This is a genomic window from Demequina aestuarii (genome assembly GCF_000975095.1).
Classification (GTDB): domain Bacteria; phylum Actinomycetota; class Actinomycetes; order Actinomycetales; family Demequinaceae; genus Demequina; species Demequina aestuarii.
In genome coordinates, this window is sequence record NZ_BBRD01000001.1 from 787,165 (window position 1) to 805,520 (window position 18,356).

Below are 18,356 nucleotides of genomic sequence, written 5' to 3' on the forward strand. Positions count from 1 at the left end.
CCCACCCAAACCTGCACGTTCTTCCGACCATGACCACCATCGGAATCATCGGCGCCGGTAACATCGGCTCCAACGTCGCTCGCGCCGCCGTCGACCACGAGCACGAGGTGCTGATCGCGAACTCGCGCGGCCCCGAGACTTTGCAGGACTTGGCGCGGGACCTGGGCAAGCACGCCACAGCCGTCACGGTGGAGGACGCCATCCGCAAGGGAGACATCGTGCTGGTCGCGATCCCCCTCAAGAGCATCGGCGATCTTCCCGTCGAGCCTTTCGAGGACAAGATCGTGATGGACGCGAACAACTATTACCCGCAGCGGGACGGTCGCATCGAGGCACTGGACCGCAACGAGACCACCACCTCCGAGCTGCTGCAGGCACGGCTGCCGTACAGCCACGTGGTGAAGGCGTTCAACAACATTCCGGCCAAGCAGATCCCCACGGACGGGCTTCCCAAGGGGGACCCGGATCGCCGCGCGCTGCCCATCGCTGGCAACAACGGCCACGCCAAGGCGGTGGTCGTGGGCTTCCTTGACGACCTCGGCTTCGACGCAGTGGACCTCGGCCCCCTGAGCGAGAGCTGGCGGGTCGAGCGCGACACCCCCGCATACGTGAAGCGCACCACCGCAGACGAGTTGCGGGCGCTCACGCGCGACGTCGATCGCGTCCAGCAGATCTGAACCCCCGCATCACCCCTTGACGGCGGCTTCGACCGAAGCGCGCCACCGACCACGGAGGTAACCCCATGAAGGCGATTCTGAACGACACTGTTCTGGCAGAGGCGAGCACCGACGACCTCGTGAAGATCGAGGGCAACTGGTACTTCCCGCCGTCGAGCCTGACGGACAACGTCACGCCCACGAGCCCCACGCAGTACCACTGCCCATGGAAGGGTGACGCGCAGTACTACAACGCCACCACCGACACCGGCGAGAAGGCCGATGCGGCATGGTCCTACAACGACCTGTTGCCTGGAGCGGTGGACCGGGTGGGCAAGGACTTCTCCGGCTACGTGGCCTTCGACCGTTCGGTCGAGATCACGGAGTAGAGCAACAACGTCGAAGCTCTGACCGCTGCCGGGCGGGCGTGCACTCACTGACGTGAATGCCCGCTCGCCCGGTTGCGCGTGGCGTCGCGACTTGAGGTGGAAAGCCCGAGGCCACGCTCGGGCCAGCCGGGTCTTCAGGGGGCCTGCCTCGTGAGCCACCGCGTGAGTTCCGCAGAGAGTTCTCGGTGAGCATCGAGCTGGACGAGGTGGCCGGCGCCGTCGACCTCGGCGAGCGAGGCATGGCCGATCGCCTGCTTGAGCCGGTGCGCGCGGTCCACAGGGATCCACGTATCAGCAGTGCCCCACACGATGTGTGTCGGCTCATCGATGGTGCCGTAGCGTCCCTCGATCTCGTCGGTATAGCTCTCGTCGGCCTGAGCGATCTGCCGGTAGAACGCGCTCTGCCCCTCGGAGTCCAGCCATGGTGCCACGAGCATCGCAAGATCGTCCTCGCTGAGGCCACGATGACTCGCTCCACGGATGTATGCCTCGAGGGCGCCGCGGTGGATGGCCGCAGGCAATCGGCTGAAGACATCTGCGTGATCCTTCACGAGGGTGAAGAACGGCGAGCCCCACGGCGATAGCGCCACCACGTCCACAAGGCACAGGGATGCGTACCGTGCTCCGTGAAGAATTCGGCTTCGCAGAGCGACGGCTCCGCCGAAGTCGTGGGCGACCACATGCGGTCGGTCCAGCCCCCACTGGTCGAGCAGATGCGCGAAGAGTTCGCCCTGAGTGGCGAGGTCGACGTCGTGGTCTGGATCCTTGGATGAGGCCCCGTAGCCGGGCATGTCCCAGAGGTAGACGGTGTAGCGAGCGCTCAGTTCGTCGGCGATGGGTCGCCAAAGCGCCGAGGACCACGGCGTTCCGTGCAGCAGGACAAGCGCAGGGCCGTCCCCGAACCGGTCCCACGCGACGGAGCGGCCGCGCCAGTGGAGTGTGCGAGCGAGCGTGGGGGAGTCCATCGTCCAATCCTCTCAGGGACGCGACGCCACGCCGAAAGGCCGGCCCCGCGCCACGCGATTCACGTGCGGTCGTGGAGGGTGAGGTGGTACCCGTCCGGGTCGGCGAACGTGAAGGTGCGGCCGAACGGGCCGTCGATCGGCGCCGACACGATCGTGTGGCCGTCGGCGACGAGCGCGTCATGGATCGCCTGGACATCGGTCGCGTGCATCCACAGCGCCGCGCCGATGCCGGGCTGCGCGACGGAGTCGAGGTCAGTCCCTTCGACGACCTCGCGCAGTGCGAACGCGATGGGCTGGGTCTCGAACACCACCGCGTGCGGCGGCCCAGACTGCGAGCGCACGAGTCCCAGGTATGTCTCGTAGAACGCCTGCGACGCATCCAGATCGCGCGCTTGCAGTGAAATGAAGTCGGGTCCGGTGACGGGCATGAGCAGCTCCTTCTCGGTGTGTCAGTTTTCTGACATGACGCAATCTATGTCAGAATCCTGACATGAGTCAAGACGCTGACGGCATCGACCTCGACACCTCCGTGGGCTACCTCCTCAAGGAGGCTTCAAGCGCCCTTCGCCTCTCCATGGAGGAGGTGCTGAAGCCGCTCGGCATGACCGTGACGCACTACGCGTGCCTGGAACTCCTGGCGCAGCGGCCGGGCCTGTCCAACTCCGAGCTCGCGCGGCGCGCATTCGTGACGCGCCAGTCGATGAATGTGCTTCTGCAGGCATTGGAGCGACAGGGGCAGGTGAGCAGGCCGGCCGAGGCGTCGGTGGGAAGGGTGCTCCCGGCGCGACTCACGCCCCACGGGCGCCGCAGCCTTGACAGGGCCACCGCCGCAGTGCGCGGTGTCGAGCGCAGGATGCTGGCCGATCTCACCGACGCGGATCAGTCGGCGGCGCTCCGCGTGCTCCGCACCATGGTCGCGTCCCTTCGTCAGGGGTAGCCGGCGAAGGGCCCCCGGACGGCGGGGACGCCGGCACGGGTGCGCTGGGCATCCTGTGAGGGGTCAGCGGGCACGCGCCGCGGCTCGGAACTGTGCCGCTCACCGGAGGCCTACCAGGTGATTTCCTGCGACGTTCGGGTTCCTTCCGGCGTCACACGCCCCGTCACATGCGCGCGATGAACGATGGCGGTGTCACCACAGGAAAGGGGCATCATCATGGAACTCAAGGCAATTCTCGACCGGATCGCTGACATCATTCTGGAGCGTGGAACGGGTGCCGTGCGCAATGAACTCGACGTGCTCGCCCGCAGCGCCGAGGCCGACCACCCCGGCGCCGCGGCGGCATTGACCGACTGGCACGGTGCGGAGATCGCGCGCGAGCGAGCGTTCGCGATCCTCCGCAGGGAGGCCGCGTACGCCGACGCGGTCCATCGGCACGAACTGGCGTCGAGCCTGCTTGCGCTCCACGGAGTAGCGTTGGCGGTATGAGCCCGTCTCACGGGTGAGGGGAGGCCCGGCCCCATGTTGACAGTCCGACTGCTGGGGCGCCCGCGGCTCGAACGCGAAGGCGTGCCGATACCGGGCCCCCGCGGTCACAAGTCGTGGGCCCTGCTCGCGCGACTGGTGAGGTCGCCGCAACCCGTCACGCGCCAGAGCCTCGTCGACGAGCTGTTCTCGCAGGCCGACGACCCCATGGGCGCGCTGCGCTGGAGCCTCGCCGAGCTGCGCCGGCGGCTCGGCACGCCGGATGCCTTCCACGGCAACCCGCTCACGGGCGACCTGGGTCCAGGCATCGAAGTGGACGTCACGGTGGCCTCGCACGGCCGCTTCACGGGGCTCCCGCCCGAGGGGCGGCTGCTGGAGGGCGTCGACGTGCGCGACAGCGCGTCGTTCGAGACGTGGCTGCTGGTCGAGCGCGAGCGGGTGGACGCCGAGGTGTGCGGCGGCATCCGGGAGGCCATCATTCGCGCCATGTCCGGAGGGGACGCCGAGCGCGCAATCGACCTGGCGCGGGTGCTCGTGGCGCGCGATCCCCTGTCCGAGGGTCCGCACGTGCTGTTGATCTCGGCTCTCTCGGCGGCCGGGCGCCACGACGCCGCGTCCCAGCAGGCCGAATCCGCGACCGCGATGCTGCGCCGTGAACTGGGCATCGCTCCCAGCAGCGCGCTGCGCGACGCGGCCACGCCACCGCCCCAGCCCTTGCCGGCCGGAGTGTCGCCGCGCGCGACGTCCGCGGCTCTGCGCGCGTCGGGACTCGCAGCGCTCTCCGCAGGCGTGCCTGCCAGCGGCATCGACCGCCTGCGCAGCGCTGCGGCGGCAGCGGCCGAGGCGGACGATGCGACCCTGCTGGCCGAGTGCCTGCTCGAGCTCGGCACGGCGCTGGTCCACGCGGTCCACCGCCACGACGACGAGGGTGCGGTGGTGCTCGGCAGCGCGGTCGCGGTCGCGATGGATGCCGGGCACGATGCGGTCGCGTCGCGTGCGCTGGCCGAGCTCGGTTACGTGGACGTGCTGTCCGGTCGCCGCGTGACCGCTGGCCTCCACCTGGAGTGGGCGCGGGAGATCGCGGGGGACGACCGTGGGCTGCTGGCCACGGTCGCGTCGATCGAGGCGACGGACCTGCATGACCGCGGGAGGCTGGCCGAGGCCGCGGAGCGGTTCGGCGCCGCGATCGACCACGCGCGGGCGGCCGGCAAGGTGCGGCGAGAGGCGTGGTCCCTGGGAGTGGGCGGGCGCACGCTCTACGGGCTGGGCGACTATGCGGGCGCGCAGCGGTGGCTGGATCAATCATTGGCGATCATCGACGCCGAGCACTGGAACGCGTTCCGGCCGTGCGTGGAGTCGTGGCGCGCGCACGTGAACCTCGCGCTGGGCCGCGACCCCCGCGGGGTGAGGGAGGAGCTCGAGTCCACCTTCGCGACGGCCTGCGAACTCAGCGATGCGTGCTGGCAGGGACTCGCGGCCAAGGCGATGGCGCTCGCGTGCCACGCGGAGCTCGACCGCGCCGGCGCTCAGTGGTGGCTCGCGACTGCGGCACGCGCCTGTGCCCGGGAGACCGACGCCCACGTCTGGGTCCGCGCCGACGTGGCGCTCGCGGCCGCACGGATGGCGATGGACTGGGGCGATCTCACGATGGCGCGAGAGCAGGCCGAGACGCTCCAAGCGGTGGCGGTGCGCTACGGCATGGACGGCATGCTCGACGCGGCGACGGCGCTGCTGGACGAGATCGCCCCGGATCGTGCGCCCGCGTTCAGCGGTGCTGGTGCTGGTGCAGCCCGGCGATGATGCGGTCCACCACGTGGGCGCCGAGGGCCGAGAGCACCTCTGCAGGCTGGCGCTGGAGCGGTCCGCGCGTGGCGATGTCCGCGAAGCCGTGCACGGCGGACCAGCACGGCCACTCGGCATGCTCGCGCTCGGTGGGGGACAGTGCGCCCGCCTCGACCATGCCGTCCAGGGCGTCCAGCAGCAGCTGGAACGGCGGCGGCACCTGAGCATCGACAGTGACGCTCGGCTCACCGCTCGAGTTCGGATCGAACGTGAGGAGAGCGAGCGCGAACCATCCCGGTTCAGCGATCGCGAAGTGGATGTAGCCCAGGCCCACCCCGCGCAGGCGGGCGATCGCCGCATCGGCCGCCGGCTGTGCCGAGTCGACCTGGGCGAGCAGCGCCGACGTCTGCTCGCGCATGGCCGCCGCGAGGCGATCCTGCGCGACGAGTGCGGCCGCGACCGTGAGCGCCCGGAAGTCGTCGAAGTGGCGGTAGGCGGCGTTCGGGGCGACACCCACGAGCCGCGTGACGGCGCGCAGCGAGAGATGCTCGACCCCGCCGTCGCGTGCGATCTCCAGCACGGCGTCGATGAGCGCGGGGCGCAGATCGCCGTGGTGGTATGTCTCCTCTGTCGTCGCCATCTGTTGCACCTTAGGGGATCGGTGTGTAGCGTGTTGCTGGTCCGATGTGGACACTGTGAACATAGTACCGGCTCGGCCGCTGTCTGCTCGAGCCGGACCCACCCCGGGGGATTCCTGATGACTGACCTTGCCATCGAGACCGCTGGTCTCACCAAGACGTACGGCGACCTGCGCGCGGTCGACGGCATCGACCTCGCCATCTCACGCGGGGGAGTGCACGGCTTCCTGGGGCCGAACGGTGCCGGCAAGACCACCGCGATCCGCATGCTCGCCACCCTGATCCGCCCCGATGCCGGCCACGCCCGCGTGCTCGGGCACGACATCGTCCACGACGCGGATGAGGTGCGCAGCCTGGTGGGCCTCACCGGCCAGTTCGCCTCGGTGGACGAGGACCTCTCGGGCATGGAGAACCTGCGCCTCATCGCACGCCTGTACGGGTATCGGGGCACCGCCGCCGTGCGCCGCGCCAACGAACTGCTCGAGGCGTTCAGCCTGGCCGATGCGGCAGGCAAGCAGGTGAAGAACTACAGCGGGGGCATGCGTCGCCGCATCGACATCGCGGCCTCGATCATCGTCAGCCCCGAGCTCCTGTTCCTCGACGAGCCCACCACCGGCCTGGACCCGCGCGCCCGCAACGAGGTGTGGGACATCATCCGCGCGCTCGTCGACTACGGCACCACCGTGATGCTCACCACTCAGTACCTCGACGAGGCCGATCAGCTGGCGGACCGCATCAGCGTGATCGACACCGGCAGGATCATCGCCGAGGGAAGCGCCACCGAGCTCAAGGCGTCCGTGGGCGCCGGGTCGCTGCACGTGCGCGTGATGCACCGGGACGACCGCGACGCAGCTCATGAGGTGCTGGTCCGCGAGCTGGGCGTCGAGGTGAACCGCGAGCCCGACCCTCAGGCGCTCAGCGCGTCCGTCGAGGACCGCGCCCGCGCCACCCGGGCGCTGGGTGCGCTCGAGGGGGCGGGCATCGACGTCGCCCAGTTCTCCCTGGGTCAGCCGAGCCTCGACGAGGTGTTCCTCGCCCTGACCGGCCATCCCGCAGAAGATACGGACCCGCACGAGGAGGAGGCGGCATGAGTGCCACCGAGGCCCCCGCATCGGCCACCACGACCACGGGCCAGCAGCCCCACGCGATCGCCGCCGCGCTTGCCAGGGGAGAGCGGCCAGCGCGGCCGAGCGCCCTGTCGACGTCCATGACCTTCGGCTGGCGCGCGCTGCTCAAGATCAAGCACGTGCCGGAGCAGCTGTTCGACGTCACCATCTTTCCCGTGATGATGACGCTGATCTTCACGTACCTGTTCGGCGGCGCGATCGCCGGCTCGACGCAGGACTACATCGCGTACCTCGCTCCCGGGATCCTGGTGCAGTCGGTGCTGTTCATCACCATGTACACGGGGGCGACGTTGCGCGAGGACATCGACAGGGGAGTGTTCGACCGGTTCCGCTCGCTGCCGATCTGGCGACCGTCCGCCCTGGTGGGCATGCTGCTGGGAGATGCGGCCCGCTACACGCTTGCGGCGCTGGTCACCGGGGTGGTGTGCCTGGTCATCGGGTGGCGCCCCGAGGGTGGGCTCATGGGGGTGGTGCTCGGAGTGCTGCTGCTCCTGGTGTTCGCGTTCGGCCTCACGTGGGTCTGGACGTTCCTCGCGCTGATCATGCGATCGCAGCGTGCCGTCATGGGCACCGCGATGATGATCCTCATGCCGCTGGTGTTCGGCTCCAACATCTTCGCTGACCCGACCACCATGCCCGGCTGGCTGCAGGGCTGGATCAGCGTCAACCCGGTCGCCCACGTGGTGGACGCGGTGCGTGCACTGATGAACGACACGCCCGTGGGCGGTTCCATGGTGTGGGTCGTGGGCTGGTCCGCGGCGCTCGTGGCCGTGTTCGGGTCGCTCACCATGTGGAAGTACAGGGATCCGCGATGAGCACGGTCCCGCGCTAGGGCTCAGGCGGGGTGCTCGACATCGTGTCGAGAGCACCCCGCCGAGTGCGGGAAAATGGGCCAGTGACACCCAGCACTGACCTCGAATCCCGCACCTACTTCTCCACCCTCGATGGCGCCCTCGCGGACTTCGAACTGCCCCTCGGGGCCGTCGACAAGGCCCGCGCAGCCGTGCGCGCGCTCGACTTCGAGCACGTATTCATCCCGGACTCTCGCGACCACGTCGCGCTCGAGCGCGCAGGCCAGACCACCCCCATCGCGTACATCACCCGCACCTTCGTCGCGATCCACCCGCCGGACGGCGTGCGCGACTGGGTCCAGATCGCAGAACCGGAGAGCGTCCCGCCGGCACCGGCCGATGCGGGGTCGCGTTCGGGCATCCGGCGCGCCTCGCCGCGGCGCAGGCCTGCAGCGGAGCCTGCGCGCGCACAGGCCGTCGCGACCTGCCCGTCCTGCTACACGAATCTGCCGTCGACGGGCGTGTGCGACTGGTGCGGCTGAGCCTCTAGCCCACCACTGCGATCGCGTCGATTTCGACCAATGCCTCTGGTCGTCCGAAGCCGGCGACGACCACCACGGTCACGGGCACCGCGTGCGGTCCCCACACCTCCTGGGAGGCCGCGAACGCCTCCTGCACATCGGTCTCCGCGTGGAGATAGATGGTCAGCTTGACCACGTCCTCCTGCGACGCGCCGGCCTCGGCGAGCACGGTGAGCACGTTGCGCAGCGCCGTCTCGGTCTGGGTGACGAGGTCGCCGGTGATCACGTTGTCCGCATCGACGCCGTTCTGCCCGCCCACGTAGACCGTGCGGGAACCCGTGGCGACCGCGCCCTGCGAGAACGCGGGGGAGCGATGCATCGACTCGGGATTGAGGTGCGTGACTGCCATGACTGCCTCCCGTCCGCGGACGCGGTCGGCCCGCTTCCTTGACGGTAGCGCGGGAGAGGGCAGGATGCGCGGCGAGGCGGGCGCGTCGCGTTCCCCCAGCGCGGTTAAGGTGACGGCATGAGCGACTCGACGGCTGGCACCACACCCACTTTCGCCGTGACGCAGAACCCCGCGCCCGCATCGGCCGAGGAGCGCGCCCGCCGTATGGACTCGCAGCCCTTCGGCACGGTGTTCACCGATCACCTCGCCAAAGCCACCTGGACGGCGGAGCAGGGGTGGCACGATCACCGCATCGAGCCGTTCGGCGACCTCGTGCTGCATCCCGGGGCGACCGTGCTCCACTACGGCCAGCAGGTGTTCGAGGGGCTCAAGGCGTATCGGTGGGCCGACGGCTCGATCCGCCTGTTCCGGCCAGAAGCCAACGCCGCTCGGCTCGCGACCTCCGCGCTCCGCATGGCCCTGGCCCCGCTGCCCGAGGCGGACTTCATGGCGTCCGTCGAGGCTCTCCTCACCGTGGACGAGCAGTGGGTGCCGTCCGCTGAGGAGACCAGCCTCTACCTGCGCCCCATGCTGATCGGCACCGAGCCCTGCCTGGGCGTGCGGCCGTCGCAGACCGTGGAGTACGTGCTGCTGGCGTCTCCGGTGGGCGCATACTTCCCGAATGGCGTGAAGCCCGTGTCGATCTGGGTGGCGCAGGGGTATCACCGTGCGGGCAACGGCGGCACCGGCCAGGCCAAGACCGCCGGCAACTACGCAGCGTCGCTGCTTCCGCAGCAGCAGGCCACGGACCACGGCTGTGACCAGGTGCTGTTCCTGGACGCCGCGCGCGACACGTACGTCGAGGAGCTGGGCGGCATGAACGTGTTCGCCGTGCGCCGCGACGGCACCATCTGGACGCCCCGCGTGACCGGCACCATCCTCGAGGGCGTGACCCGCTCGTCGGTGATCGAGCTGCTGCGCTCCGAGGGTCGCGACGTCATGGAGCGGGACATCTCCATCACGGAGCTGCGGGACGGCATCGCCGATGGTTCGATCCAGGAGGCGTTCGCGTGCGGCACCGCCGCCGTGGTGACGCCCATCGCGCGGCTGGTGTCGCCCGACCACGACGTGGTCGTGGGCGACGGTGGTCCCGGCACCGTGACGATGGCGCTGCGGAAGCGGCTCACCGACATCCAGTACGGGCGCGCCGACGACGTGATGGGCTGGATGCGCCGCGTCGCCTAGACGCGTGTCTGCGTCGCCGACTGGCGGTGCATGGCGTGTTCGTCGCGAGGAGCCCGGCACCGCGGGTTGTCGACGGTGTGGGTAGGGTACGCGTGTGAGTTCCGAGCCCTTCGCCCTGGTGATGACGGGTGCGCCCGCCTCAGGAAAGTCGACCACCGCCGCTGAACTCGCGCGACGCATGGGTGCAGCGCTGCTGGATCAGGACTCGATGACCAACCCCTTGGTCGACGTGGTCGCGGGAGTGGTGGGGACGTCGGACTACGCCGACCCCCGGCTCGCCGCGCTGACCCGCGAGGCCCGCTACGAGTGCCTGCTTCGTGTCGCCTCGGACTGCCTGCGTTCGGGCGTGCCCGTGATCATGATCGCGCCGTTCACCGCCGAGCGCCAGGATCCTGACGCGTGGGATCGGCTCGCAAGCCAGCTCGCGGATACGGGCGGCCGTGTTCGGCTGGTGTGGATCCGCATCTCGCCTGGGCTCCTGATTGACCGCCTTGTTGCGCGAGCCGCCCCGCGTGATCAGGGCAAGATCGACGACCTTCCCGGTTACATCGCGTCTCTCGATCTGGACCCGCCTCGCGCGCCGCACATCGAGGTGGACGGCGCCTTGACGGCGAGCGAACAAGCGACGCGAATCCTCGAGTCGCTTTCCGACTTCGCTGCGTAGTCCCCACCCGCCCCGCTGACGTCGGGGCCCGTGGCATCGGGGTCTCGCGGCAGGTGGGTCGAAGCCTCGGGCGTCCACCTCTCGCTACGCCTCCGCTCAATGTCACAGTCGTGCAACAAAGATGACACCGATGTCATCGCGGGCTTGACATCGGTGTCACGACGGCCCAGGATGGGACTCGCGTCACCATGACAACGATGACATGCCTCAACGAGGAGGGCTCCACGAATGCTTGCCCCGAACATTCGGCTCGACGGACCGGCCACCGCGGCCGCGGTCGTGTACGCCAGTGGAGCGGCATCGTGACCAGCGCCAAGGAACCGATCCTGAGAGACGTCGCCGCGATGGCGTCGGTGTCCATCAAGACGGCGTCACGTGTGCTCAACGACGACCCCCGAGTTGCTCCGGCAACTCGCGAGAACGTGCGTGCCGCGATGCTCGAGCTGGGCTACCGGCCAGACCCTGCCGCGCGCTCACTGCGAGCTGGCAGAGACCTCAGTGTCGGGGTGGTCGTCGAGAACATCGGCGACGTTTTCGTCGCAGCCCTCGTCGCACGCATTGAGGCACGGCTCTCGGACGCCGGGTACCAGGTGTTGATCACCTCGAGCCACCGCGATCCGCTCCGCGAGCGGGCCATCGTGCAGGACTTTCAGCAGCGCAGATGCGCGGGCGTCATCGTGATGCCGAGCTCGGAGACGAGCCTGGTCGGGCTTCGGCTGGGCACCATGCCGGTGGTCTTCGTGGACCGCGTTGGCGAGTTCCCGGGCTCGCGCTCTGTGGTGTCCGATGACTACGCGCTCGCGAGGCTGGCCACTCAGCACCTCATTGATCACGGTCACCGCCGTATCGCCATCCTCAGCGACTCACAGAAGGTGCCGACCACGCGAGACCGCCACGCTGGATTCCAGCGCGCGATGGCGGACGCGGGCCACCCCGTCGACCGGGCGCTGGTGCGGGACGAGTGCCTGGACGAGAGCTTCGTCCGCAACGCGGTGGCTGAGCTCTTCGCTCTGGAGACGCCCCCGACCGCACTGGTGGCGACCAATACCCGGCTGTCGTTGGGCGCGGTCCCTGCCCTCCATCTCGTCCAACGAACTGAGACCGCGCTGCTGGCCTTTGGCGACTTCCCCATGGCGGAGAGCCTGACCCCGGCGGTGACCGTCATCGACCATTCGCCGCACCGGCTTGGCCAGGTCGCCGCGGACACGCTGCTGGACCGGCTGCGCGGCGATGGGACGAGTGTCGAGACGAGTCCGATCGTGGTGCCCGCACAGTTGATCGCGCGGGGATCTGGAGAGCTTCCGCCACGTCCGACGGCGGGAGACAGTCGCGCGTCCGTGACAGTCGACACGGCCGGAGGGCACACGTGAACCAATCGAGCAGGGGAGTGGTGGACATGGCAAGCGCTGCTGGTGTCTTGGAAAGGAGTCAACGATGACAACACCTATTTACGAAGCACGTGGGATTGTGCGGTCCTTCGGTGCGGTTCACGCGCTCAGGGGAGCCAACTTCGACGTCTACCCGGGCGAGATCTCGGCTCTCGTCGGCGACAACGGAGCTGGCAAGTCGACGCTCGTGAGAATTCTCGCGGGTGCGGATCAGCCCAACGAGGGGCAGATCCTCTACAACGGGGAGCCGATTCACCTCAGCACTCCGACCGACGCCCGTCGCCGAGGAATCGAGACCGTGTTCCAGGACCTCGCGCTGGCGAACCACCTGAACCCGATCCAGAACATGTACCTGGGCCGTGAAGTGATGAAGCCAGGCCTCCTGGGGAAGCTCGGATTCATGGAGCGCTCCTTGATGAGGGAGCAGGGCAAGGCTGCGTTCGAGGACCTGGGCGCGACCGTGCGCAACTTCACGGGACCGGTGACGGCCATGTCCGGAGGGCAGCGGCAGGCGATCGCCGTCGCGCGGGCCGCGGCGTGGGCCAGCGAAGTCATCTTCTTCGACGAGCCGACGGCCGCGCTCGGAGTCGTGCAGACCAAAGGCGTGATGGATCTCATCCGCAGGATCCGGGACAAGGGCGTCGCCGTCGTTCTCATCAGCCACTCGATGCCTCAGGTGCTTGACGTCGCGGATCGCGTGCACGTGCTGCGCCACGGACAGCGAGTCGCGGTCATGGAATCGAGCAAGACCAACGTCGAGGAGCTCGTCGGTGCCATGACCGGTGCCCTTGACGGGAAGGAAGCGGCATGACGCTCACCACTGAAGACGGCATCACCTCGCGCAGCGCAGAGGATGCCGTCATACGCCGACCGTTGGGTGGACGTCTGAGCGACACCCTCAAGTCGCAGGCCATGCAGATCGTGCTGGTGTGGCTGGGGATCGTCGTGGTGTTCTCCGTGTTGAGTCCGGGTGCGTTCCTCGACATTGCGAACTTCCGCAACACCGCCATCAGCATGTCGATTCTCGCGATTCTGGGCGTCGGGACGACGTTCATCATCATCACCGGCGGCATCGACCTCTCCATGGGGTCGGTCCTGGTGTTCAGCGGCGTCATGGCCTCCCTGGTCGTCCAGGGCACGGGTGACGGCCAAGGCTGGGGAGCCGCCATCGCCGGCATCCTCGCCGCCTTGCTATCGGGGTTGGTGTGGGGGCTGATCAACGGCTTCCTCGTCGCCAAGGCGAAGGTGCCTCCCATGATCGTCACCCTGGGAACGTTCGTCGCGGCGCTCGGGCTTGCTCAAGTGCTGACGGGCGGCATCGATATGCGCGCGGCCCCCGATGTGCTGGTGGACTCCGTCGGCTTCGGAAGCCTCTTCGGAGTGCCGAGCCTCGTGATCATCGCGGGTGTGGTGGTGATCATCGGCATCGTGCTGCTCAACTACACGCGGTTCGGTCTCCGCACCTCGGCCGTGGGTTCCAACGCCGAGGCGTGCCGTCGGGTGGGAATCAACGTCGATCGCCAGCTCATCAAGGTCTACGCGTTCGCTGGCCTCCTCGCGGGCCTCGCTGGAGTGTTGAACCTGTCGTTCTTCCGTTCGACCACCATCGCCGGCCACAGCCTGACGAACCTCGACGTGATCGCGGGAGTCGTCATCGGCGGTACCAGCCTCTTCGGCGGCATCGGCACGGTGTTCGGCACCCTCGTCGGCCTCGCCATCCCGGCGACGCTGCGCAACGGATTCGTGATCCTCGGCGTCGAGCCGTACTGGCAGCAGGTCGTCGTCGGTGCCTTCCTCGTCGCCGCGGTGTACGTCGATCAGACGCGCCGGGCCGCCAACGCTGGCGGCTCGTCCGGTCAGTCGCTCCTGGCCCGAGTTTTCCCCCGCAAACGCAAGTCCCAAGAAAAGGAGAGTAAGAAATGAGTCGCATCACCACCATCAAGGCCGGCTCCGTAGCCGCAGCAATGGCGCTGACGCTCGCTGCGTGCTCGAGTGCAGGCGAGTCCGACCCCAACGACGGGGCGACCGGAGAGGGCACGGGCAGCTCGAACGAAGCACTGGAAATCGCGTTCGTCCAGGGCGTCATCGGAGACAACTTCTACATCTCGATGGAGTGCGGCGTTCGCGCGGCGGCCGAGGAGATGGGAGACATCGAGGTGAGCGTTCAGGGACCCCAGAGGTGGGACCCCGCCTTGCAGCAGCCCATCGTCGCTTCCGTGATGGCCAGCGAGCCGGACGCGATGCTCATCGCACCGAACGACGTCTCCGCGCTCCAACGCCCGCTTGAACAGGTCGCGGAGAGCAGCGAAGTCGTGCTGGTCGACACCACGGTCGAGGACCCCTCGTTCGCTGTGTCGCACATCGCCTCGGACAACGTCGGCGGCGGCGCCGCGGCATTCGACGCGATCAAGGAGCTCGTGCCCGATGGCGGCAAGGTGCTCGTGATCGACAACCAGCCGGGCATCTCGACCTCCGACGACCGCGTCAAGGGCTTCGAGGAGGCCGTCGCACAGGACTCGTCCTTCGAGTACATCGGCGTGGAGTACGCCCAGAACGAGCCCCGGACCGCGGCCGAGATCGTCACCTCGACCATCCAGGCCCACCCCGACCTCGCCGCGATCTTCGCGACGAACATCTACGGCGCTGAGGGCGCCGCCACTGGCATCGAGCAGGCCGGCGTCGCAGGCGAGGTGCAGGTCGTCGGCTTCGACGCCGGACCCGCCCAGGTCGAGGCCCTCCAGGACGGAACGGTCCAGGCGATCATCGCTCAGCAGCCGTACCAGATCGGGTACCAGGGAGTCGAGCAGGCGGTCGCGGCGATCCGTGGAGAGTCCACGGAGTCCAATATCCAGACCGGATTCTCCATCGTCACCTTGGACAACCTCGAGAGCGAAGAGGGGCAGGCGGCGCTGTACGCGTCCTCCTGCTAGGTCCACCACTCACACCTCGGTGGTTCTCCCTGCGCAACGCGGGGAGAACCACCGAGGGGGCGGGCAGCGATCACTGACCCCCACGACTCTTCCGCGACGGAAAGGATGCACCGTGCACACCGAATTTGTGGCCGGCCTCGACCTGGGCAGCACAGGCGTCAAGATCCTGGTGCTCGACCAGACCGGCGCTGAGCTGCTCGTCGAGCAGCGGCCGACTCCATGGATCGCGGGCCCTGCGGGCACCACCGAACTCGAGTCGACGGCCGTGATCGCAGCCGTTCGCTCGCTGTTGGAGTCTGCGGCCGCGGCGGTGGTCGACCGAACTGGAGACCCCGACGCACGCATCGCGTCCATCGCGGTCGCAGGGATGGGGGAGACCGGCTTCTTGGTCGACGCCGCATCGTCTGCCGTGGCTCCTGCCTTCGCGTGGTTCGATCCACGCGGCGCCGACCAGGTGGCGTCCATGCCCGAGCAACTACGGTCGGAGTTCGCCGGTCGGACCGGTCTGCCACTCGGTGCACAGGTCTCCGTGGCGAAGATCCTCTACCTTCGCGATCAAGGTCTCGACCTCACGGGTCTGCGGTGGCTCAACCTTCCCGAGTTCGTTGCGGCGGCGCTCGGCGCCGCTCCGGCAGCGGACCTGTCTCTGGCCTCGCGCACAGGTCTCCTCGACCAGGACACCGGTCAGGCGTGGCCGGAGATGCTCGCCTACCTCGGGGTGGATGAGGGCTTCATGCCGCCGCTCGTCGCCGCCGGCACGTTCCGGGGCGTGGCCGATCAGGAGTGGATGCCACGCGCGCTCGCGGGAGCGGCCATCACAGTCGCGGGGCACGACCACCTCGTGGCAGCCGTCTCCGGCGGCACCATCCCGGGCTCGCAATACCAGGTGTCGATGGGCACGGCCGAGGTCATCCTGAGGGTGCTCGATCAGCCGCTGTCACGTGCCGCACGTGAGCGTCTCGCGGGGCATCTCATCAACTGTGTGCGCCACGTGGTCGACGGGCAGTTCGTCCTCGTCGCCGGGGTGAAGACGGGGCTCCTCATGCGTCGGAGCCTCCAGCTCCTCGGTGTGGAGGGCCACGATGAACGGCAACGTCTCGACACTCAGGTCTGCATGCTGCCGCCGGGTGGGCGACTCCCGGAAGGCTCAGTGGTCGTACGAGGCGCACGCAACGACGACGGCGTCCTGTCGCTGACGATCCCCGCCGACGGCGTGACCCCGGCCGAGGCCTTCCTCGCCGTGCTGCATCACGGCAACGACGAGATCGCGATCCTGCTCGACGCGATGAGCAGGGAGGTCCCTCCCGCCACGTCCACGCTGCTGTCAGGCGGGTGGGCGGCGATGGACAGTGTTCGGCAGGCTCGGGCACGCGTCCTCCCCAACATCCGGGTGTCGGCACAGGCGCAGGACACCGCCTTCGGTGCCGCGATGGCAGCACGCGACCTCGTGGACGCCACTGCTCGCTCGTGACGGGCGCGCCCCCTCACGCACAAGATCCAGACCAGATCACCTCACAACAATGGAGAGAACTATGGCTAAGAACGAACTCAACACTCGGGAGAAGCGCGCAATGGCGGCCATCTCGACCGCCGCTGGAAACATGCTGATTGTCGCCGCTGACCAGCGCAACGGCATGAAGGCCGTCATGACCGACGGCCCCGACGGCGCGGTGACCCCGGCGGAGCTCGCAGAGGCGAAGGCGGACTTGGTGCGCTACCTCGGCAACGAGGCCTCTGCGATCCTTCTGGATCCGGAAGTGGCCCTGCCCGCCATCCCGGACAACGGCGTCATCTCGCGTGACACGGCGCTCGTCGTCGGAATGGATGCGTCAGGCTTCGACGAGGTTGACGGCCTGCGATTCACTCGCTTCTCCGACGGCGTGACCCCCCAGACGGTGCTCGATCTGGGAGGCGATGTGGCGAAGATGCTGTGGTACATGCGCGCCGATCGTCAGGACGCGGACTCGCGTGTGGCTCATGAGATCAGGGACCTGGTGACTGCCTGTGAACAAGCGGGGCTGTTGCTGATCGTGGAGATCCTCACGTATCGCCTCGACGGGGAGAGCGAAGAGGAGTACGCGGAGAAGCTGCCCGGGCTCGTGGCCGAGGCCGCGCGCATCAGCGTCGAATGCGGGGCGAAGGTGTTGAAGCTTCAGTATCCGGGATCGGCGGCCGCGTGCGCTGCTGTCACCGACGCCGCCCAGGGCGTCCCGTGGGCCGTGCTCTCCGCCGGAGTCGATCACACCACGTTCATCGAGCAGGTGCGCACCGCGGTCGCAAACGGTGCGAGTGGTGCCATGGCGGGCCGCTCCCTCTGGAAGGACAGCTTGTCGGTGAGTCATGAGGTGCGGGCAGGCCTTCTCACGTCCCGTGCGCTCCCGCGGCTTCGCGAGCTGGAGGCAGCGGTCGACCGGATCTAGTTGGGGTCGCCCTCGACACCAGAGGGCACTCCCGTACTCGACTCTCGGACGATCAGTGTCGTGGGGACCTCGAGCCGACGTGGGAAGTCGCGCTCGGGGTCCTCGATCCGGTCGAGCACGCGCTGCGCGGCAAGCATGCCGATCCTTCGTGGGTTCTGCGCCATCGCCGATATCGCGGGTTGAAGGGCATCCGCGAGTGGGAAGTCGCCAAAGGACACGACGGCGACGGGATGGTGCTTCAGCATCGGTACCAGCGCCATGGTCGAGCGAGAGTTCGAGGAGAAGATGGCGGTGGGTGGGTGCGATAGCTGGAGCAGACGGGTCGTGGCGGCCTCCACGGCTGCGGTGCTCGTCTCCACCAACTCTTCCAGGGTGGAGTCGGGGGCGATGCCCGCCTCCTCAAGAGCGCGTCGGTAGCCCTCGAAGCGCGCGTTCGTGGTGGAGACCCCAGCGTTGTCGCCAAGGAACGCCACAGTCCGGTGCCCGAGAGCGATCAGATGGCTCACCGCGGTGTACGCCCCGTGCTCGTCGTCCGACTCGATCCAGTCCACCGCGAGGTGAATCGGCTGGCGATCGACAAAGACTATCGGCAGTTCATGCGCCCATGGCGTGAGGTACGCGTGATCGTGACTGGTGGGTGCGAGGACAAAGCCCTGGAGGCGCCGGCTGAGCAGCGCTTCGACCCGTTCCCGCTCCAGTTCCTCGTCGGCAATCGATGCCACGACAGTGATCAGCCGATTCTCGGCCGCGACCGCATCCACCCCTTGCACCAGTGCGGCGAAGAACGGGTCGCTGATATCCGGCACCGCGATTCCAATGACCGGCGAGCGCCCTGTGCGAAAGGTCGACGCCAGCCCGTTGGCGACATAGCCGAGCTCGTGAATGGCGCGCTCGACACGCTCCCTGGTGTCCGGTGAGACATGAGCGTCACCGGTGTAGACACGCGAGACGGTCTTGACTGAGACCCCTGCCGCATGTGCGACGTCGCGCATACTCACCATGTGGGCTCGTCTCCTCCACTGCGATCGG

At 68.4% G+C, this 18,356-nt stretch carries 21 protein-coding genes; 16 read left to right on the top strand and 5 right to left on the bottom strand.

The window, feature by feature from the left end; all coding sequences use genetic code 11:
* Nucleotides 1–29 precede the first annotated feature (29 nt).
* Both AOP72_RS03690 and AOP72_RS03695 read left to right on the top strand, forming a co-directional pair.
* Entirely contained in the window at nt 30–677 is a 648-nt protein-coding gene (locus AOP72_RS03690; protein ID WP_062132549.1) for an NADPH-dependent F420 reductase, read from the top strand.
* Between the two features lie 65 nt (nt 678–742).
* Entirely contained in the window at nt 743–1,045 is a 303-nt protein-coding gene (locus tag AOP72_RS03695; protein ID WP_062132552.1) for a DUF427 domain-containing protein, read from the top strand.
* Nucleotides 1,046–1,179: 134 nt separating this feature from the next.
* On the opposite strand, the gene AOP72_RS03700 is transcribed toward AOP72_RS03695, so the two are convergent.
* The gene (locus AOP72_RS03700) at nt 1,180–2,010 is read right to left on the bottom strand and encodes an alpha/beta fold hydrolase (protein WP_062132555.1); all 831 of its coding nucleotides are present in this window, start codon (nt 2,008–2,010) and stop codon (nt 1,180–1,182) included.
* A gap of 59 nt (nt 2,011–2,069) precedes the next feature.
* Nucleotides 2,070–2,438, bottom strand: coding sequence for a VOC family protein (locus tag AOP72_RS03705; RefSeq protein ID WP_062132558.1), 369 nt, complete (start codon nt 2,436–2,438; stop codon nt 2,070–2,072).
* A 62-nt stretch (nt 2,439–2,500) separates the two neighbouring features.
* On the opposite strand from AOP72_RS03705, the gene AOP72_RS03710 reads away from it, so the two are divergent.
* The 3 genes from AOP72_RS03710 to AOP72_RS03720 all read left to right on the top strand — a co-directional run bounded on the left by AOP72_RS03710 (nt 2,501) and on the right by AOP72_RS03720 (nt 5,233).
* A complete protein-coding gene (locus AOP72_RS03710) occupies nt 2,501–2,947 on the top strand; it encodes a MarR family winged helix-turn-helix transcriptional regulator (RefSeq protein WP_062132561.1) in 447 nt (148 codons plus the stop codon).
* A 216-nt stretch (nt 2,948–3,163) separates the two neighbouring features.
* Complete coding sequence (locus AOP72_RS03715; RefSeq protein ID WP_062132564.1) at nt 3,164–3,436, top strand: hypothetical protein; 273 nt, start codon at nt 3,164–3,166, stop codon at nt 3,434–3,436.
* Nucleotides 3,437–3,469: 33 nt separating this feature from the next.
* Nucleotides 3,470–5,233, top strand: a complete 1,764-nt coding sequence (locus AOP72_RS03720; protein ID WP_062132567.1) for an AfsR/SARP family transcriptional regulator — start codon at nt 3,470–3,472, stop codon at nt 5,231–5,233.
* Here the strand turns inward: AOP72_RS03720 and AOP72_RS03725 are convergent.
* The gene (locus AOP72_RS03725) at nt 5,199–5,855 is read right to left on the bottom strand and encodes a TetR/AcrR family transcriptional regulator (RefSeq protein ID WP_062132570.1); all 657 of its coding nucleotides are present in this window, start codon (nt 5,853–5,855) and stop codon (nt 5,199–5,201) included. The two genes, AOP72_RS03720 and AOP72_RS03725, sit on opposite strands and share 35 nt — an antisense overlap.
* Before the next feature lie 117 nt (nt 5,856–5,972).
* Between AOP72_RS03725 and AOP72_RS03730 the strand changes: the two genes are divergently transcribed.
* The 3 genes from AOP72_RS03730 (at nt 5,973) to AOP72_RS03740 (ending at nt 8,313) form a co-directional block, all read left to right on the top strand.
* Nucleotides 5,973–6,944: an ATP-binding cassette domain-containing protein gene (locus AOP72_RS03730; RefSeq protein WP_062132573.1), complete on the top strand. Its 972-nt coding sequence runs from the start codon at nt 5,973–5,975 to the stop codon at nt 6,942–6,944.
* On the top strand, nt 6,941–7,795 hold the full coding sequence (locus AOP72_RS03735; protein ID WP_062132576.1) for an ABC transporter permease: 855 nt from the start codon (nt 6,941–6,943) through the stop codon (nt 7,793–7,795). Before AOP72_RS03730 ends, AOP72_RS03735 begins: the two co-directional genes overlap by 4 nt.
* Nucleotides 7,796–7,875: 80 nt before the next feature.
* Complete coding sequence (locus AOP72_RS03740) at nt 7,876–8,313, top strand: hypothetical protein (protein ID WP_062132579.1); 438 nt, start codon at nt 7,876–7,878, stop codon at nt 8,311–8,313.
* 4 nt (nt 8,314–8,317) lie between these two features.
* Here AOP72_RS03740 and AOP72_RS03745 read toward each other — a convergent pair whose 3' ends face one another.
* Nucleotides 8,318–8,701 carry a RidA family protein gene (locus tag AOP72_RS03745; RefSeq protein ID WP_062132582.1) on the bottom strand — a complete coding sequence of 128 codons (384 nt, stop codon included), beginning with the start codon at nt 8,699–8,701 and terminating at the stop codon, nt 8,318–8,320.
* Between the two features lie 117 nt (nt 8,702–8,818).
* Between AOP72_RS03745 and AOP72_RS03750 the strand changes: the two genes are divergently transcribed.
* The 8 genes from AOP72_RS03750 (at nt 8,819) to AOP72_RS03785 (ending at nt 17,327) form a co-directional block, all read left to right on the top strand.
* On the top strand, nt 8,819–9,925 hold the full coding sequence (locus tag AOP72_RS03750) for a branched-chain amino acid aminotransferase (protein WP_062132585.1): 1,107 nt from the start codon (nt 8,819–8,821) through the stop codon (nt 9,923–9,925).
* A 94-nt stretch (nt 9,926–10,019) separates the two neighbouring features.
* Entirely contained in the window at nt 10,020–10,589 is a 570-nt protein-coding gene (locus AOP72_RS03755) for a P-loop nucleotide/nucleoside kinase family protein (protein WP_062132588.1), read from the top strand.
* Between the two features lie 302 nt (nt 10,590–10,891).
* The gene (locus AOP72_RS03760; RefSeq protein ID WP_062132592.1) at nt 10,892–11,959 is read left to right on the top strand and encodes a LacI family DNA-binding transcriptional regulator; all 1,068 of its coding nucleotides are present in this window, start codon (nt 10,892–10,894) and stop codon (nt 11,957–11,959) included.
* 64 nt (nt 11,960–12,023) lie between these two features.
* Nucleotides 12,024–12,788 carry an ATP-binding cassette domain-containing protein gene (locus AOP72_RS03765; RefSeq protein ID WP_062132595.1) on the top strand — a complete coding sequence of 255 codons (765 nt, stop codon included), beginning with the start codon at nt 12,024–12,026 and terminating at the stop codon, nt 12,786–12,788.
* Nucleotides 12,785–13,900, top strand: coding sequence for an ABC transporter permease (locus tag AOP72_RS03770; protein WP_062132598.1), 1,116 nt, complete (start codon nt 12,785–12,787; stop codon nt 13,898–13,900). Before AOP72_RS03765 ends, AOP72_RS03770 begins: the two co-directional genes overlap by 4 nt.
* On the top strand, nt 13,897–14,907 hold the full coding sequence (locus AOP72_RS03775) for an ABC transporter substrate-binding protein (RefSeq protein WP_062132601.1): 1,011 nt from the start codon (nt 13,897–13,899) through the stop codon (nt 14,905–14,907). The genes AOP72_RS03770 and AOP72_RS03775 overlap by 4 nt, the downstream gene beginning before the upstream one ends.
* A 112-nt stretch (nt 14,908–15,019) precedes the next feature.
* Nucleotides 15,020–16,378, top strand: coding sequence for an FGGY-family carbohydrate kinase (locus tag AOP72_RS03780; RefSeq protein ID WP_062132604.1), 1,359 nt, complete (start codon nt 15,020–15,022; stop codon nt 16,376–16,378).
* 61 nt (nt 16,379–16,439) lie between these two features.
* The gene (locus tag AOP72_RS03785) at nt 16,440–17,327 is read left to right on the top strand and encodes a hypothetical protein (protein ID WP_202965639.1); all 888 of its coding nucleotides are present in this window, start codon (nt 16,440–16,442) and stop codon (nt 17,325–17,327) included.
* Here AOP72_RS03785 and AOP72_RS03790 read toward each other — a convergent pair.
* Entirely contained in the window at nt 17,324–18,328 is a 1,005-nt protein-coding gene (locus AOP72_RS03790) for a LacI family DNA-binding transcriptional regulator (RefSeq protein WP_062132609.1), read from the bottom strand. The two genes, AOP72_RS03785 and AOP72_RS03790, sit on opposite strands and share 4 nt — an antisense overlap.
* Between the last annotated feature and the right edge of the window lie 28 nt (nt 18,329–18,356).

Coding starts and splice junctions, on each gene's coding strand:
- AOP72_RS03690 (WP_062132549.1), top strand. CDS start 30: ATGACCACCATCGGAATCATCGGCGCCGGTAACATCGGCTCCAACGTC.
- AOP72_RS03695 (WP_062132552.1), top strand. CDS start 743: ATGAAGGCGATTCTGAACGACACTGTTCTGGCAGAGGCGAGCACCGAC.
- AOP72_RS03700 (WP_062132555.1), bottom strand. CDS start 2,010: ATGGACTCCCCCACGCTCGCTCGCACACTCCACTGGCGCGGCCGCTCC.
- AOP72_RS03705 (WP_062132558.1), bottom strand. CDS start 2,438: ATGCCCGTCACCGGACCCGACTTCATTTCACTGCAAGCGCGCGATCTG.
- AOP72_RS03710 (WP_062132561.1), top strand. CDS start 2,501: ATGAGTCAAGACGCTGACGGCATCGACCTCGACACCTCCGTGGGCTAC.
- AOP72_RS03715 (WP_062132564.1), top strand. CDS start 3,164: ATGGAACTCAAGGCAATTCTCGACCGGATCGCTGACATCATTCTGGAG.
- AOP72_RS03720 (WP_062132567.1), top strand. CDS start 3,470: ATGTTGACAGTCCGACTGCTGGGGCGCCCGCGGCTCGAACGCGAAGGC.
- AOP72_RS03725 (WP_062132570.1), bottom strand. CDS start 5,855: ATGGCGACGACAGAGGAGACATACCACCACGGCGATCTGCGCCCCGCG.
- AOP72_RS03730 (WP_062132573.1), top strand. CDS start 5,973: ATGACTGACCTTGCCATCGAGACCGCTGGTCTCACCAAGACGTACGGC.
- AOP72_RS03735 (WP_062132576.1), top strand. CDS start 6,941: ATGAGTGCCACCGAGGCCCCCGCATCGGCCACCACGACCACGGGCCAG.
- AOP72_RS03745 (WP_062132582.1), bottom strand. CDS start 8,701: ATGGCAGTCACGCACCTCAATCCCGAGTCGATGCATCGCTCCCCCGCG.
- AOP72_RS03750 (WP_062132585.1), top strand. CDS start 8,819: ATGAGCGACTCGACGGCTGGCACCACACCCACTTTCGCCGTGACGCAG.
- AOP72_RS03765 (WP_062132595.1), top strand. CDS start 12,024: ATGACAACACCTATTTACGAAGCACGTGGGATTGTGCGGTCCTTCGGT.
- AOP72_RS03770 (WP_062132598.1), top strand. CDS start 12,785: ATGACGCTCACCACTGAAGACGGCATCACCTCGCGCAGCGCAGAGGAT.
- AOP72_RS03775 (WP_062132601.1), top strand. CDS start 13,897: ATGAGTCGCATCACCACCATCAAGGCCGGCTCCGTAGCCGCAGCAATG.
- AOP72_RS03785 (WP_202965639.1), top strand. CDS start 16,440: ATGGCTAAGAACGAACTCAACACTCGGGAGAAGCGCGCAATGGCGGCC.
- AOP72_RS03790 (WP_062132609.1), bottom strand. CDS start 18,328: ATGGTGAGTATGCGCGACGTCGCACATGCGGCAGGGGTCTCAGTCAAG.